This is a genomic window from Desulfocapsa sulfexigens DSM 10523, assembly GCF_000341395.1.
Lineage (GTDB): Bacteria > Desulfobacterota > Desulfobulbia > Desulfobulbales > Desulfocapsaceae > Desulfocapsa > Desulfocapsa sulfexigens.
Genome location: NC_020304.1, coordinates 314,730 through 329,921, shown reverse-complemented (window position 1 = coordinate 329,921; position 15,192 = coordinate 314,730). Strand labels below are relative to the sequence as shown.

General features: G+C 48.6%; 9 protein-coding genes. All 9 read right to left on the bottom strand.

The window, feature by feature from the left end; genetic code table 11:
* Positions 1–115: 115 nt before the first annotated feature.
* The 9 genes from UWK_RS01375 to UWK_RS01335 all read right to left on the bottom strand — a co-directional run bounded on the left by UWK_RS01375 (position 116) and on the right by UWK_RS01335 (position 15,131).
* Positions 116–511 (bottom strand): tetratricopeptide repeat protein, encoded by a 396-nt coding sequence (locus UWK_RS01375; RefSeq protein WP_015402556.1) that lies wholly within the window; start codon positions 509–511, stop codon positions 116–118.
* A 108-nt stretch (positions 512–619) separates the two neighbouring features.
* Positions 620–2,932, bottom strand: a complete 2,313-nt coding sequence (gene mrcB / locus UWK_RS01370; RefSeq protein WP_153304789.1) for a penicillin-binding protein 1B — start codon at positions 2,930–2,932, stop codon at positions 620–622.
* Positions 2,933–3,147: 215 nt separating this feature from the next.
* Positions 3,148–4,230: a calcium/sodium antiporter gene (locus UWK_RS01365; protein WP_015402554.1), complete on the bottom strand. Its 1,083-nt coding sequence runs from the start codon at positions 4,228–4,230 to the stop codon at positions 3,148–3,150.
* Positions 4,231–4,504: 274 nt separating this feature from the next.
* Positions 4,505–7,456, bottom strand: coding sequence for a response regulator (locus UWK_RS18040; protein ID WP_052326944.1), 2,952 nt, complete (start codon positions 7,454–7,456; stop codon positions 4,505–4,507).
* Between the two features lie 265 nt (positions 7,457–7,721).
* Positions 7,722–10,490, bottom strand: a complete 2,769-nt coding sequence (locus tag UWK_RS18035; protein ID WP_015402552.1) for an ATP-binding protein — start codon at positions 10,488–10,490, stop codon at positions 7,722–7,724.
* 277 nt (positions 10,491–10,767) lie between these two features.
* Positions 10,768–12,486, bottom strand: a complete 1,719-nt coding sequence (locus UWK_RS01350; RefSeq protein ID WP_015402551.1) for a methyl-accepting chemotaxis protein — start codon at positions 12,484–12,486, stop codon at positions 10,768–10,770.
* 190 nt (positions 12,487–12,676) lie between these two features.
* Positions 12,677–13,369: a hypothetical protein gene (locus tag UWK_RS01345; protein ID WP_015402550.1), complete on the bottom strand. Its 693-nt coding sequence runs from the start codon at positions 13,367–13,369 to the stop codon at positions 12,677–12,679.
* A gap of 2 nt (positions 13,370–13,371) precedes the next feature.
* On the bottom strand, positions 13,372–14,217 hold the full coding sequence (locus tag UWK_RS01340; RefSeq protein ID WP_015402549.1) for an MBL fold metallo-hydrolase: 846 nt from the start codon (positions 14,215–14,217) through the stop codon (positions 13,372–13,374).
* Entirely contained in the window at positions 14,193–15,131 is a 939-nt protein-coding gene (locus UWK_RS01335; protein WP_228130028.1) for a DMT family transporter, read from the bottom strand. The genes UWK_RS01340 and UWK_RS01335 overlap by 25 nt, the downstream gene beginning before the upstream one ends.
* Between the last annotated feature and the right edge of the window lie 61 nt (positions 15,132–15,192).

Genomic DNA, 15,192 nt, shown 5'->3' with positions numbered 1-15,192 from the left:
GATAAGTACCTGGTCAAGTATACAATTCCTGAAAATACAAAAAAGCATAAATCCAGCCCAAACTCTTCTGGTGGGGAGTGAACTTTCTAAACACCAGTACTGGGCAGACAAGGTGTTAATCGGTACCGGCTTGTATCAAAGCCTCTTTAATTATTTGTTTGTTTTTCTCCATAATCCCCGGATAGCCACCTGCCAGGGAGTTGGATTTTTCAGCCAGAGATCTGGCTTGCTGGTACTGGTTTTGCTGCAGTTTGACCTCTGCCAGCTGTGACCAGAGCATGGCATCTTTGGGTGCTATGCGCAGGCCCCGCTCCAGCGTTGCTGCAGCAATATCAAGTCTGCCCTGTCTGACCTGTGTTGTTGCCTGGCGACTGAAATTCGCGGAAACAGTGTCGGTCTGTTTGGGGGGAGGTGAGGGATAATGAATTGGTGGCGGGGGGGAGGTGGCACAGCCCTGGAAGAGTAAGATACTGAACAGGAAAAGGGATAATAGTTTGAGAGTTATTTTCATGGTGTTACCCCATAGGTCTTTATGATTACGTCCAGTTATCCAGTCGCTTCTCCACAGATTTCAAAAATCCTCGTTTCAGGATGAATACTCCTTCGATTATTAAATCTATCAGTGCAAGAAATCAAGGATGTTGTTTATTCCTCTTTGCAGCTTTTGTTCAAAGCTGTTGTCATGTTGCTCCTGTTTGCAGGAGCTGGCTTCGGGCAGCACACCACCTCGAATAAAGGGCAGCGCTGGTCCCTGGTCTTTGCCGCATTTTGGATTGAGTATTGTGCCGGCAGAAATGTCTGAATAATACCAGTCAATAGTCTCGGGTGGTTGTGGTTGCAGCGGACTGGTACTGATTCCGGCCATGGTTGCTGCCCATATCTTCAGTGCACCAGTTGCTCCGGTGAGACCGGTCGACGTATTGTCATCGCGTCCCACCCAGGCCACTGCAACGTGTTGACCGCTGAAGCCGGCAAACCAGGAGTCACGCAAGTTATCTGTAGTTCCTGTTTTCCCGGCCACCGTCAGGCCTTCCGGCAGGAGGTGTTGTATGGATTTGGCAGTACCCGTGGTCGTGGCTGCCTGCAGGGCCGTTGTCAGGCAGAAGACTGCACCCGGATCTGCAGCCTGCTGCACTGTTAGCGGATAGCGTTGCAGGGTGGTGTTCGTCTGGTCGGTAACGGCCAGGATGGAGCGCAGTGGGGTTTTGTAGCCACCAGCAGCAATGGTCTGGTACACCTGCAGGACATCAATGGGTGGCAGTTCGATGGCTCCCAGCAACAGTGACGGATAGGCGGTGATATCTTCTTCTATGCCGAGCCCATGTATTGTGTCGATAACGGCGTCAAGGCCCAGGTCCATCCCTAGCTGGACGGTGGCCACGTTATACGAATGTGCCAATGCCTGTATCAGGGGCAACGGCCCATGAAACGTTTTGTCATAGTTTTCTGGTTGCCAGTCTTTTCCACTCATCGGCACCTTGAGTGGGGTGTCATACAGGGTGGTCAGCAGGTTATATGACTCGGGTCGGGTCAGGGCGGTCAGGTAAACCGCCGGCTTAATAATCGAGCCGATGGGCCGTTTCATATCCAGTGCCCGGTTAAACCCGGCCTGTCCTGGAGTGCGGCTACCGACAACAGCGACTACCTCGCCCTGATCTACCGAGGCAATGACCAGGGATCCCTGAAGCGTTTTCGGGGGCTTGTCTCCTCTGTTTTTTTCAATGGTAGCAAGCTCACCGGTAAGGCTCTTTTCTGCCTGTTGTTGGATGATTGGATCCAGGGTTGTGAAGATCGACAAGCCTTCACTGCGCAGGTCTGCGTCTTTGTAATCCCTCTTCAACTGTTTGCGTACCAACTGCAAAAACGCCGGATAGGGGGTGATACCGGAGGGGATTTTCTGGGTAACGGTGAGAGGACTGTTCTTTAGTTGCTCGGTTTTTTCCGGGACGATTCCTTTCGCAGACGCCAGGATGTCGAGAACCTGATTACGCCGTGCTGTTGCCCGCTCAGGGTGTCGTCTGGGGTTATAGTAGGACGCTCCCTTGACGATTCCAACCAGCAAGGCAATCTGTGCCGGTTCCAACTCCGCGAGATCCCGACCGTAATAGAATCTGCTTGCCATGGCAAAGCCATGAATAGCACGTTTCCCGTCCTGGCCAAGATAGACCTCGTTGAGATAGGCTTCCATGATCTCATCCTTGCTGTAATGGTATTCAAGCAGCAGGGCCATGACAGCCTCGTTGATCTTTCGGGGCAGGGTTTGTTCACTGCTGAGAAAGATGTTTTTTACCAGTTGCTGGGTCAGTGTGCTGCCGCCCTGCACGGTCTTGCCAGCCTTGATGTTAGCAAGAGCGGCCCTGATGATTGCCGTAGGCCGGATACCCCAATGGTTATAAAAACTTTTGTCTTCCACCAGGAGCAGAGTCCTGATAAGTAACTCCGGCACATCTGCCAGGTTAATCAACAATCGGTCTTCGTTATGAGTCGGATATATGGAAGCATACTGTACCGGTTCTAACTGGAACAGGGTGATTGGTTCTTGAGTGTTGTGGTCTGCAAGGTGAGTAATGGTTTTATCCTGGATCGCAAGCTCAACTGCCATAGCAGGACGCAGGGCATCAGGAAAAGGGGAATTGCGGCTGTAGAATATAACTCTGTTACCTCGAACACTGTATTCACCAGGTTTTTCAGGACTCTCTATCTGGCTGTAGTGCAATTGGAGAAGTTCTTTTGTCAACTCATCGAGTGTGAGTGTTTTCCCGATATACAGCTCAAGGGGCCGGGCATAAATCCGAGCCGGGAGCTCCCAACGCCTCCCTTCGAAGTGAGTCGAGATTTGTCTGTCGAGGTCGAGTACATACACCGCGACCGCAAGGAGAGAGATTGCCGTCAATATAAGAAAGGCCAATGTGAAGAAAGAAACTTTTTTCATGAACGGACTATAGTAAAGTTGTAGAGACTCGAACAGTGAATTGTGTAAATCTGTATCTACTAAAGTGGTTTCTGTTTCATCCAATAAAGCTGCTTTTGCCGATATTATCTTCTCTGATGAAAGACATTTAACAATCCTCTATGTTCGTCTCTGTAATTGTTACTACTAAATATTTGAGGAATATTTCTGGATGTCGGATTTGTATGTCTCCGGTTTCATTCCGAACGATTTTTCCTGTTGTGCATTTCCCGTAACGCCACAATGATCAGTGTGACCATAGTTAGAGGGATTATGAAGTAGAGCATGGCTGCATTAAAAACAGGCAATGCGTCATGGTGAGATGCGGCGAAGACGAGATAAAAGGTATAGGCCACGTAGTAGCTGAGAAACAATGCACCCTCTTTTCTGCTAATCAAACCACCTGTATAGAATATTGGCAGGCATGCAAAGGCTACAGCGATCATTACCGGAATATCGAACCTGGAGATCGCAGTGGCCACCTCGATGCCCATTGGCGCCACTATGCTGGCACATCCAAGTACGCCCATAATGTTGAAGATATTACTGCCAATAACATTCCCAACAGCAATGTCCCGCTCGCCGCGAACCGCGGCAATGACGGAGGTAACAACTTCAGGGAGGGATGTACCGGCTGAAACAATCGTCAACCCGATAACCAGTTCGCTGACACCCAGATATTGGGCAAAGGAGACTGCTCCGTTGACGAGCCAGCGCGAGCCAAGCACCAACAGTGCGAGGCCACTAAGGACCATGACGATGTTTTTAGTCCAGCTGTTTGTTACATTTTTTTCAGTCCCAAATTCTTTCGCATACTCCTCTTGCACATGAGAGTTTTCCCTGCGGCTTTGGTAAATCAAAAAAGAGATGTATGTAGCGAGACCTGTGACCAGCATGAGACCATCAGTGCGACTGAAAATTCCATCCAGCGATAAAACAAGGACAACAACCGAGATTGTTATCATTAGAGGTACATCAAGCCGGACCAGTTGTTGCGATACGGAAAGTGGCACAATCAAGGCTGAAAGGCCGAGAATAAAGAGAACATTGAAAATATTACTTCCAATAACGTTTCCAACGGCAAGACTCGCCTGGTTGGATAGCGCTGATTTGATGCTTACCGCAAGTTCAGGTGAGCTGGTACCAAATGCAACGACAGTCAGCCCGATGACCAGTGGTGATATACCTACAGCAGCCGCTAAGCGGGATGAGCCCCTCACTAATGCTTCCGCACCGACAATTAAAAAGATCAGCCCGGTGATAAAAAAAAGTATTGCCATGATAATTCTAAGCTCGGGTTATTGATGCCCAACACAAAGCTAAGATGCGGGCCTGGTGGGGGGAGTTTCCTCTAAGGGGGGCGATGTGACGTTTTGGAAGGTAACAAAATGACCCGCCGATGGCAAGGGTGCTCCCGTGAGGCAGGATTAGACGGAAGCCCCAGTGAGGTAGGAGACTCCGAAGATATGGGCCGACCAACAGAAATATCATGTAGGGCGGGGTCTCCGGCTATGTTTTTTGTGTAGAATTACCATGGCAAAAAAAACAGGAACGTCAGGACCTTGAAGCCCTCCGGGTTTCATTCAAAACCTCGCGCACAGCCTCAATTAATTCCATCCCTTTAATTGGTTTGTAGACAAAACGGTTGATACCCATGGCCAGTGCATCTTCTTTTGAAACCAGGCCGGAGTGTCCGGTGCACATGATCACCGCTGTCTTCGGGCTGATCTTCATTATCGAGGCGGCCAGTTCGGTTCCGGTGAGTTGTGGCATGGTTTGGTCGGTGATAAGGAGATCAAAGCGGTGCGGTTCCAGGCGTACTTTTTCCAGAGCCTCTGTACTGGAGGTCATTTCCGTCACCCGATAGCCGAGATCCCCGAGAAGACGCCCGTTAATACGGACAAGCAGTGGGTCATCATCAACAACAAGAATTTCTTCACTCCCTGGAATATCTGCAGCCTTTGTGTTTTTTTCCGTGTGGACAGGAAGTGGTTCGTCGGTCGTCTTTACGGATGGAAAATAGACGCGGAATGTACTGCCTATCCCTTTACAACTCTCAACTTCAATAAACCCATGGTAGTCTTTGACTATTCCATGGAGAACAGAGAGCCCCATCCCGGTTCCCTTGCCAACCGTTTTGGTGGTGTAAAAAGGGTCAAAAATCCGTTCCTGTGTTGTTTTATCCATACCACATCCCGTATCTCTCACCTCAAGAACGACATAATTTCCCGGTGGAATTTTTTTGTTATGGGCGGCTTCACTGGTGATCTCCTGTTGCTGCAGACTGATACCAAGGATACCTTTTTCTCCCTCCATGGCATGGAAAGCATTGGTGCAGAGGTTCATAACGATCTGGTGGATCCGGGTCGGATCCGCATTGATTGTTCCGGTATCCTTTTCAATGGTCTCTTCTATGGTTACCGTGCTTGGCAGGGTGGAATGCAGCAGCTTCGCCACCTCGTGGACAACGGATGAGGGGGCAAAAATCTGCAGCTGGTGACTGCCTTTTCGGCTGAAGCTGAGTATCTGCTGTACCAGACTTTTCGCCCTGTCTGCCGCCTGAATAATTTGATCCATATCTTCCCGTGACGGACTGCCCTCGGCCAGATCAGCACGTACTAACTCCGCAAAGCCGACGATGGCAGCAAGAATATTATTGAAGTCATGGGCAATACCACCGGCCATTGTGCCGATGGCCTCCATTTTATGTGCCTGATACAGCTCCTCCTCAAGCGCCTTCTGGGTCGTGATATCCCTGGCAATATGCACCAGGTATTCAACGTTGTCATCGGCATCAAGCAGGGGGGATGAGGAGATATGAAAGGTCTTTTGCAGGTTGTCATGGTGAATAATGGGAGGGTGCTCTTTACTATCTTTTTTGATACTGAGCATTGGGCAATCCTGGCAGGGGCTGTTCTTGCCGCGAAAGACCTCATAGCAGTACAGACCACTCAAACCTCCGCGCTTCACCTGAAAAAATTCTTCCGCTGCCCGATTTGCCCTTACAATTTGCATGTTCTTGTCTTGAATGGTTACCAGATCTGCAATAGAATCAAAGGTTCGTTCCCATTCTTCCTTGCTCTTACGCAACCGGTTTTCCACTGCCCGTTGTTCACTGAGGTCGTGACGCCGCATAAAAATACTAAGAGGTTTATCGTCATGATCTCTTATGATTGTCACAGTAATTTCCAAAGGCAGGCCGCTGGAATTATCCGGGTCATCCACCTCCCGCAGAAATTGTCCATCCCGCAGTTCTTTCTGGGCCTGGGCGATGGGGCAGGGCGCAGTTTCCCCATGGGGGTGAACGATCTCTTCAATGGGACGGCCCAAGGCCGTTTCCATATCCGTGGCCATTGCTTTATAAAAGGCCCTGTTTGCCTGGATGAGCTTTCGATCAAGATCCAGGATGTAGACCGCATCACTTTCAGAATCCATGGCGGCAGTCCATTGGCGTGCCGCACGCTCCATGCTGGCTGTTGCCTCCTCCCGTTTTGCGACCTCTCTTTCCATGTTTCCAAAGAGTCGGTTGAAACTGAGATGGAGTACAGTAATGCCCAGTACCAGGAAAAAGATGGTAAAAATGATGGCTTGTGCGATAAAATGCCGCTTGTTGAGGATAAGGTCAGTGATGTCCTGGAGTATAATCAAGCCCCCGATTTCCCTCTTCTCAAAATCATTGAAAATTTGGTGGGTATGAACGATATAATGACTTCCCTCGATCTCAACGCGGCTATGATACTCCCGATCCATGGGGAGATTAGAGGGGAGCTTGGCATAAATTGGATCCCCATGGCTGTTGATCGCATACTGGCCACGATAAACCATTGGAAATTTAGTGAACTGAACGGCGTGTTTCCAGTGTTCAATCGGAAAACAGCTGGTTGTCGGCATGCGCAGTATTCTTTGTATTATATCAACGGACTGATGCATATCCAAACCAAATTCCATTGCTCCGATATAACGTTCCCGCAGAAAGACCGGGGCTATGACCCGAAAGAATCCGCCATGGACTCCGATTTCAAAGCCGGAAAGCGGGGTTCGTTCCGCATGGATTTTTTTCAGTGAAGGTCTGTCCTGTAGAAGGTTGTCTCCCCAGTGCTCCGGATCATTTACGCGAAGAAAGGAGGTTCCATCGGGCAGATGAAAGTGGATATTGCTGAACAATTTGTTTTCCCGTTGCAGTGTCTTGAGACGGGGCAGACTGAGAGCATAAAGACGCTCACGGTCATGTTCTGCAAAGGCCGTGATAATCTCCGGGTTCACCTGAAGAAAGGTTTGCAGTCGTTTCTCATAGTCTGTGAGGGATCGATGCCGAGCCTCTCTCACTGTGGCGTGAATATCCGCTTCAGTCTTTGCAATCAGCAACTCTATGGTTCTGTTGTGCTCCCTGATGCCGTAGAAGAGGGTGACACAGGCGAGGATAAGAATGGTGGTAGAGACTATTGTCAGGGCCTTGGCCCGATAGCCCATTGTCCAGATCCAACGGGATATGTTTTTTTCAGGCATAGTTGCTCGCTGTTACTAAGTGATGATACGGGCCCATTGCTGAGGGGAGTGTACATCTAAGGCCTGATCTTTTATCTTAATGAAAATTTTCTCAGTTAGTTATCACTCCTAAAAGATAAACGCAAGTTTTATGTGTAAGGAAAATCTTAAATACTCGCAATATTATCCTCTTCCAGGTAGCTTGCCATCACCTTAAAGGTGTCCCTTCTCTGTAACACTATTCATGTGCGACAGGATTGCTGGTATTCGGTCACCTGGATTTTCTTTACTGTTTTATGGGTAACTCCACAACAAATCTGGCGCCCTTACCAGCTTCACTCTCCACCCAGATCTTTCCATGGTGTTTTTCACAAATAATGGTGTAAGAGACCGAAAGGCCAAGGCCTGTACCCTCTCCAATCTCCTTGGTGGTAAAGAATGGGTTGAAGATCTGTTTTTTTAAACCATTCTCCATTCCCGGACCATTGTCTTCCACTTCAATACGGATAACCTCTCCTACCTGCAAAGTACGCAGGATAAGGCGGGGTTTTCTCATCTTGTTTTCTGCCATGGCCTGAACCGCATTTTTTATCAGATTCAGAAGGACCTGCTCAATTTCCACCTTCGCACAGAAAAGAAGTGGAAGATTCCTATCATATTCCTCAACGATATTGATGTTGATAATGTCATGTTTTTTCCGTAAGTTATAGTCAGATTTTGCCAGGGCCACTGCATCTTTAACCAGTGCGTTAGTGTCACTGGTTGAAAAGCTCCCATCCTGGGGACGACTGAAATCAAGGAGACTTTTGATGATCTGTGATGCCTTGAGAGCAGAAGACCTGATGCCATCCATAAAAAAATCAAGCTCCTGTTCTTTCATATAAGCCTGTACCGAGGAGAGGTTTACGCCATGCTTTTCAGCCACTTTCAGGTTTGGCGGAGTATCCGGGGAAAGCCCCATCCGGATCAGCTGTTCCGACTGAAGAATACCCGAAAGCGGGGTGTTGATTTCATGGGCGACCCCGGCAGCAAGACCGGCAACACTGGTCATCTTTTCAGAAAGAAGAAGCCGGTCTTCCAGCTGTTTCCAGGCAGTGATGTCTTTGGCCACATGGGCAATATATTCCAGTTTTCCTTGAGAATCCAGGACAGGAGCTGCAGAGACCAGAAAGGTTTTGTTGAGTTTTTCATGGTAAATCTCCCGGCTGTAGGGTTTTAAACTCTTCTGTGTCTCGAGGGTGGGACAATCCGGGCAGATCTCCGATGCACCGTGAAAAAGTTCATAACAATGACGGCCGACAATGGAGTCACAGGGGAGCTCGAGGGTGGTACAGGCGGCCTGGTTTGCTTTAATTATTAACAAATCCTTATCCTGAAGAGTTACAATATCAGTAAAGGAGTTGAAGGTTCGATCCCATTGTCCATTACTCTGCAGAAGAGCTTCCTCTCTCTTGTTTCGCTCTGTGACATCGAGCCCAATGGACACAAAGACAGGCTGGGAACGATACACCGATTGCTGGAGGTGGATTTCCACCGTGTAGGTGGAGCCATCCTTACGCCTGTGAAGTGTCTCGAAAACGACATTTTCCTGTTTTTTGCTGAGCAAAGGGGCGATGATTTCTTCAAAAGAGGCTTTTTTGATATCGGGCTTGATATCCAGAGGAGTCATCTCAAGGAGTTCATCCATGGTGTATCCGATATTTTGCAGGGCTCCTGTATTTACAAAGACAAACTTGTAGCTCGTGGTATCAAAGAGGAAAATCTCATTAAGGGAGTCTTCAATAATCCTGGTCAGGTTTTCTTCCTGCTGCAGAGAATTATTGAGGCTGGTTACTTTTTCAAGCAGCTCGGTATTGGTCGCTGAAAGCTCAGCAGTTTGCTGGGTTACGAGATCCTGTAAATGATCTTTTTGCTCCTGTAACTGGAGTTCAGCAAGTCTGCGGCGACGAATAGTGTGAATGAGGAAAACAATGATCAGCGTTTGAAGCAGCAGCAGAAGTAGGGTCAGCCATATAATCTGTTTGTGGTCACTGTAAAAAGAGCCTGGCTTATTGAGGATGACAGTTCCTTCGGGGAGCCGTTTCAGAGCTAAACCATGTTGTTGCATCATCCTGTAATCAACCGTGGGGATGTTGGGACTTGTCTGGAGCACAGAAAGTTGATTCATGTCCTCTCCTGCAAGGATCCGGAGGCCCAGCAGCGCAGTATCTTTTCCCTGGGAATGGCCAGTGCTGAGGGCACCGCCCACAATTCCCCGGCCCAGATAGAGATCCCACAATGCATAAACTGGATGGCTGGTATTATTCTGAATCAGCTGCAGCTGTTCCCTAATGCTGAGCTGTTTTCCGTTACGATCACGATAGAAGGAAATCAGGAGGACAATACTCTTTTGGGGTAAGTCGGCCAGGGAACGTATCAATTCCTTTTCCGTCTGATTGAAGAGATCTATGAAACTCACTCGATTTCCCAAAGCCGACATACTTTCTAATAGCTCTTTTCTGTATGCCAGTCCGGTGGGGGTGTTGTCGGAGAGAACCGCAACATGCCTGGTGTCAGGCTGCAGGCTCAGGGCCAGTTGTATTGTCTCGAGAATATTTGATTTTTCCACTACTCCTGTAATCTTGTCGTGGCCCTCGATGGAAGCAGGGAAAAAGTTGTTGACACCACAGAACACCACCGGGACACCGGGAAACAGCGATGTACGAAGGGGAAGAAAAAAATCAAAGGCGTTATTGTCTCCAAGGATAATAAGGTCAAAGGTCATGGCGCCGTATTTTGTCCGGTAGAGCTTTTTCAGCTGCGAAAAAAGAACTTCCTGGCTGTGCCGTTTGCTGTCCATATATTCAATATAGAGCTCAGGCTCCGGTTCCGCAGTGGCCAACCCTGCTTCCAGGCCTTCGAGGAGAGCTGCGGTCCATGGGTTTTTCTGGTCATAGGAGAGCAGAATAAGCACTCTGGGTGCTGTGTCCTTTGGCTGTCCGATCACGGTAAGGGGAGACAACAGGAGAAATAGAAGAACAAGCAATACAAACGAGTGATTGGCAGGTTTTTTCATGGTACATCCTGATATTATTGTAATCTTCAACGGGATCCGGAAGAAACCAAAAGTGTTAAATGATTCGTATTTATCTGCAGAGGTCAGATGTGAATACTTTCTAGTGCAATGAGTGGGAGTTAATGGGCCATTTCTATGGTTAATTACCCCATGGGAGGAGTGGCGAAAGCGTCAATCTTAGAAATGGCAGTCATGACAGGAAGTCCAGAATTGGAATTCATTACTCCAATTCTGGACCTATGCCTGCAAGCTATGCACTAAATACGGTGGGTCTTGCTTACATTTTAAAGCGATTAACAATGCTCTGCAGGATAGCAGACTGCCGGCTGAGTTCGATAGCACTCTCTTTTATTTCCGTTGTTCCAGTAGCTATAACTCCAGCAGATTCACTGACCTCGGCAATATCCCTGGCAACTTCGCCGGAAACTGCTGAAACCTGAGCTACGTTTTCAGTTACCTCCATGATACCGGCGGAAGCCTGACTGATGTTTTCAGCTATCTCACTTGTTGTAGCTGACTGCTCATCTACTGCATCAACTATGGTTGCGACAATGGCATCAACATTTGTGATAACAGTGGTGATCTGTTCAATCTGGCTGACGGTTGAGTTTGTAGAGTTTTGAATAGAATCGATCCGTTTTTTGATTTCACCTGTGGCTTCTGCTGTTTGTTTGGCAAGATCTTTGATCTCATTGGCAACAACAGCAAAACCTTTTCCGGCTTCTCCTGCACGTGCAGCTTCAATTGTAGCATTCAGTGCCAGCAAATTAGTCTGTTCTGAAATTTCGGTTATGGTCTCTGTTACCTTTCCAATTTCTCTGGCAGCTTTTCCAAGTTCGTCAACCTTCTCAGACGCTGAACTTGCTTCGTTAACTGCCAGTTTTGTGATTTCCTGTGCCTTCTCCGTATTACTGACAATACCATTGATATTAGAAGTCATTTCTTCTGTGGCAGTGGCAACAAGAGAAATGTTTATGGACGCCTCTTCTGTTGCTGCAGCAACGGTATTCATGTTGGCACTCATTTCCTCCGCAGCAGCGGCTACGGTTTGAGATCTTCCTGCGGTATCATCGGCTCCTCCTGCAAATTCATCGGCCAGTTTTCCCATTCGGGCAGAAGAGGATTCCAGCGATTGTCCAGTGGTAGATAGTTCAGCGACCATGTCCCGGAGATTTCTTGCCATATGACCCAGTCGTTCAAGAATCTGGCCAAATTCGTCTTTTGATGGTTCTGTTACGGATACCGTCAGGTCACCCTGAGATATTTTGTCAATATACTTTTTGGCCTGATCCAACGGTCTGATAATGCTTACCCGCAGGATAAACCAGGAGAACAGTCCAATGACCACGAGTATAATGAGTACTGAAAGTGCAACGGTTATTTTTGCTGCAGCAACCGCCTTGTTGGTTTCTTCAAGAGAACTGATGATCTCAAAGGCACCATGTATTTCTCCTACCTTCCACCCCTCTTTGATACCTCCGGTAACATCTTCGTCACCCTTGTCATCACCGTGACAGAAGAGACATTCTTCGGTTAGCCTGATTGGCCTGAAGTAACGTATCTGATCTTCTTCCACTATTACTTTGTGGTCTATGCTTCCTTCTTTGAATTCAGCCAGGACACTTCTTTCCAGCTCAGTGGGGGTGTTCTTGCTGTTACGTGGGGAAACTTTAGGCGATCGGAATTCATAGCCGGCTTCCTGGGCCTTGTCAGCAGCAACCTGAAGGGCAGTTACAATAGGCACTGCTTCAACTATCTGCTGCGGGTCCATTTCGTCGAAGGGCTTTATGACACCAAGACGCATCTTGTCAGCCATCCGGTCCCGAGTGGCCTCAGCCATCAGAGTGATGCCTATGCTCTTGTCAATCAGAGCCTGTTCGGCTCCATCTCGGATATCACTGATCCGCTGAGCTGCGAGAATCCCGGCCACAATGACAGGACCGAGTAATGCAAGAGTAAGAACTTTCCAACGGATTGGTATGTCGCTGATTTTCATTGGTTCTCCAGATAGGTAGAAATTAAATTTTAACAAGAAATTAATTCTACATCTTCACTGGGAGAACTGTCAAATAAGTTTTTTTACCTTCTCCTCCGGATCGATTTCAGGTACCGAAAGGAGGCCCCACGGTTTGTTTATGACCAGAAACTCAGGATAGGCGTGGAGAATGGTGATTTCTCCCATATTCTCACGATTTTTCCAGGCCGCAGAGGAGAAATCCAAGAATGGGGCCGCATTTGTCCGTGCAGGCCAGATAGAAATTTCCTTCATGTCTGGTTGCAGATCTATTCGTTTTCCCCCAGTAGAATTCAGCGATTGCCAGGGGATGGAGATTATTTTGAGCGGCAAAATTGAGCAGTTTGGGAGCGCAACAGTCTCCTGTTCCCGTTGCAATTCCCCGGCCCTGCAACAGCTCGGCAAGGGAAGACTGTTGGCCCCTGAAATTGTGAAGCCTGTAGAGTGCGTGAATATCCTTCATCAGTTTCCTGGAGAGCTGTCTGCGTTTCTCAAGAATGCTTGGATCACTGCTGGATTCAGCTTCTCTGCCAAGGGCTTTGATCTGCTTTTCCACCGGGTCGTTGAGGGCGTGAAAGTCCTTCACGTTAAAGAGGGGAGGGACCCAGCCCTGAAGCTCCCATTGCCCATTAAACTGTCCCGAAAAGGCTTTTAAGGTAGTGAGCTTGCCGTGGGGAGTGCGGCAGACAAGTACCCCGAACATTTTGCCCCGTGCATCCCCATAGAGGGTATCCGTGGCAAGCTCCAGATCCATGCGTGCCATCAGGTCTTTTGCCGCTGCTATAGCCGGTTCACGGGGGAGTGTGTGAGCACTGCCGCAGTGTGTGCAGTATGCTTCCTGTGCTGTGGAATGGTGCTGAAGCATAATCAGGCGAACTGTAGTCTCGTGCCCACGGGTGCAAAGCGAAATATGCTGCCAAATGCCTGTGCCAGGTCTGCTCCACGTTCCAGACCGGTGCAGTGACTTGCAGCAAGACATTTGATGTTAAAATTGCTCAGGGCCTTCACCGTGGCATTAAACTGTTCATCAGAGGCAAAACCAAGGTGGGTTCCGCCAATAATTGTGTGGATCGGTCTGCCTGGCAGCTGTTGCTGAACATGATGGAGGATATTGATTAATCCTGCATGGGCACAGCCAAGGATAAGTATTAATCCCTCCCTGCTGTCGAGAATCAGGGTCTGGTCATCAAGGAGTGGATCGGGAAAGAGTTCCTCCGTTGTATCTGCCCGTACAAGTCTTGGGTCCGGCTCTTCAAATGTGGTGAGGCGGGGGATTTCTCCACTGAGATATATCCCGTCTTCTATTTTCGTGAAATCTTTGTTGAATATGAAGTGCGCGCCAAGGGATTCAAGGCTACTCTGCTTTTCCATGATTCCTATATCTCTGATCGTGCCTTTGTATCTGTGGCAACGTCTGCCAAAGCCCTGTTGGTGAATATGAACATCTGTTTTTCCGGTGAGTGGCAATACCAGAGCTAATCCGGAACAGTGGTCATAATGGCCGTGGCTGAGGACAATGGTTTCAACCCTGCTGAGATCAAACTCAAGGATTTCACTGTTGCGGAGTATCCCCAATCCTTGTCCTGTATCAAAAAGCATACGGGTGGCTGAGGTGGTCACTCCAACTGCCCAGCCATGCTCCCCGGTAAGGCCGAAGGGGCCCGCTACACTGTTTTCACAGAGAACCGTCAGTTCAATATTTTTCTGTACCACCGTGAACCTCTTAGTATTTGATCACTATTTCTGCTGGTGAGCAGTTGTGACAGGAGCATTCCTGCAAGCATCAGGCTACAGCCAAAGAGTCCTCGGGGGGTAAGTATTTCTCCCAGAATAAAGTAGCCGGCCAGGACCGCAAAAACAGATTCAAGGCTGAGGATGATGGCAGCGTGAGCGGGGTGCGCCTTTTTCTGGGCAACAACCTGCAGCGTGTAGGCAATTCCCACTGAGAAAATTCCGGTGTAGAAGATGGGAAACAGTGCACCCCGAATTCCAGCCAGGGATATTGTCTCCCATTGAAGGGCTGTCAGCAGGCTGAAAAGGGCACAGAAGAGAAATTGATAAAAGGAGAGCTGCAGGGCATCGTGCTTCTGGCACAGTCTGGAAATTAATTGCACGTGCATTGCCCAGAACAGTGCGCTGCAAAGAACCAGCAGGTCACCTCTCGAAAGGCTGAGATCATCGGTGACACTTAAAAAATACATCCCGATGACAGCGAGCAACGCACCAAGCCAGGTGCCGAATCTTGTGTTCTGTTTTCCGAAGAGTCCCAGCAGAGGAACAATAATGACATAAAGTCCGGTGATAAACCCTGCTTTACCTGCAGTTGTTTCGACTATTCCTATCTGTTGCAGTGATGCACCGGCAAAAAGAACCAGACCGAGGGAGAAGCCTCCTGCGATGATCGGCCATGACAGTAGTGGCATTGTCCCTGTGCTGTTGTACTCTTTAGACCTGCTATGGAACAGGATGGGGAGAAGAGATACAGCGCCAACGAGAAAGCGTAGCCCGTTAAAGGTAAAGGGTGAGACATGCTCCATTCCCTGACGCTGGGCAACGAAGGAAGAACCCCATATCATTGCGGTAAGGAGGAGGAGGAAGTTGGCCCGCCAGTTGCTTGTTGTCTGCACAATAAAAATCCATGGTAAACTTTCTGTAAAAAAAACTTGAAAACTGGTATTGTGCATCTTT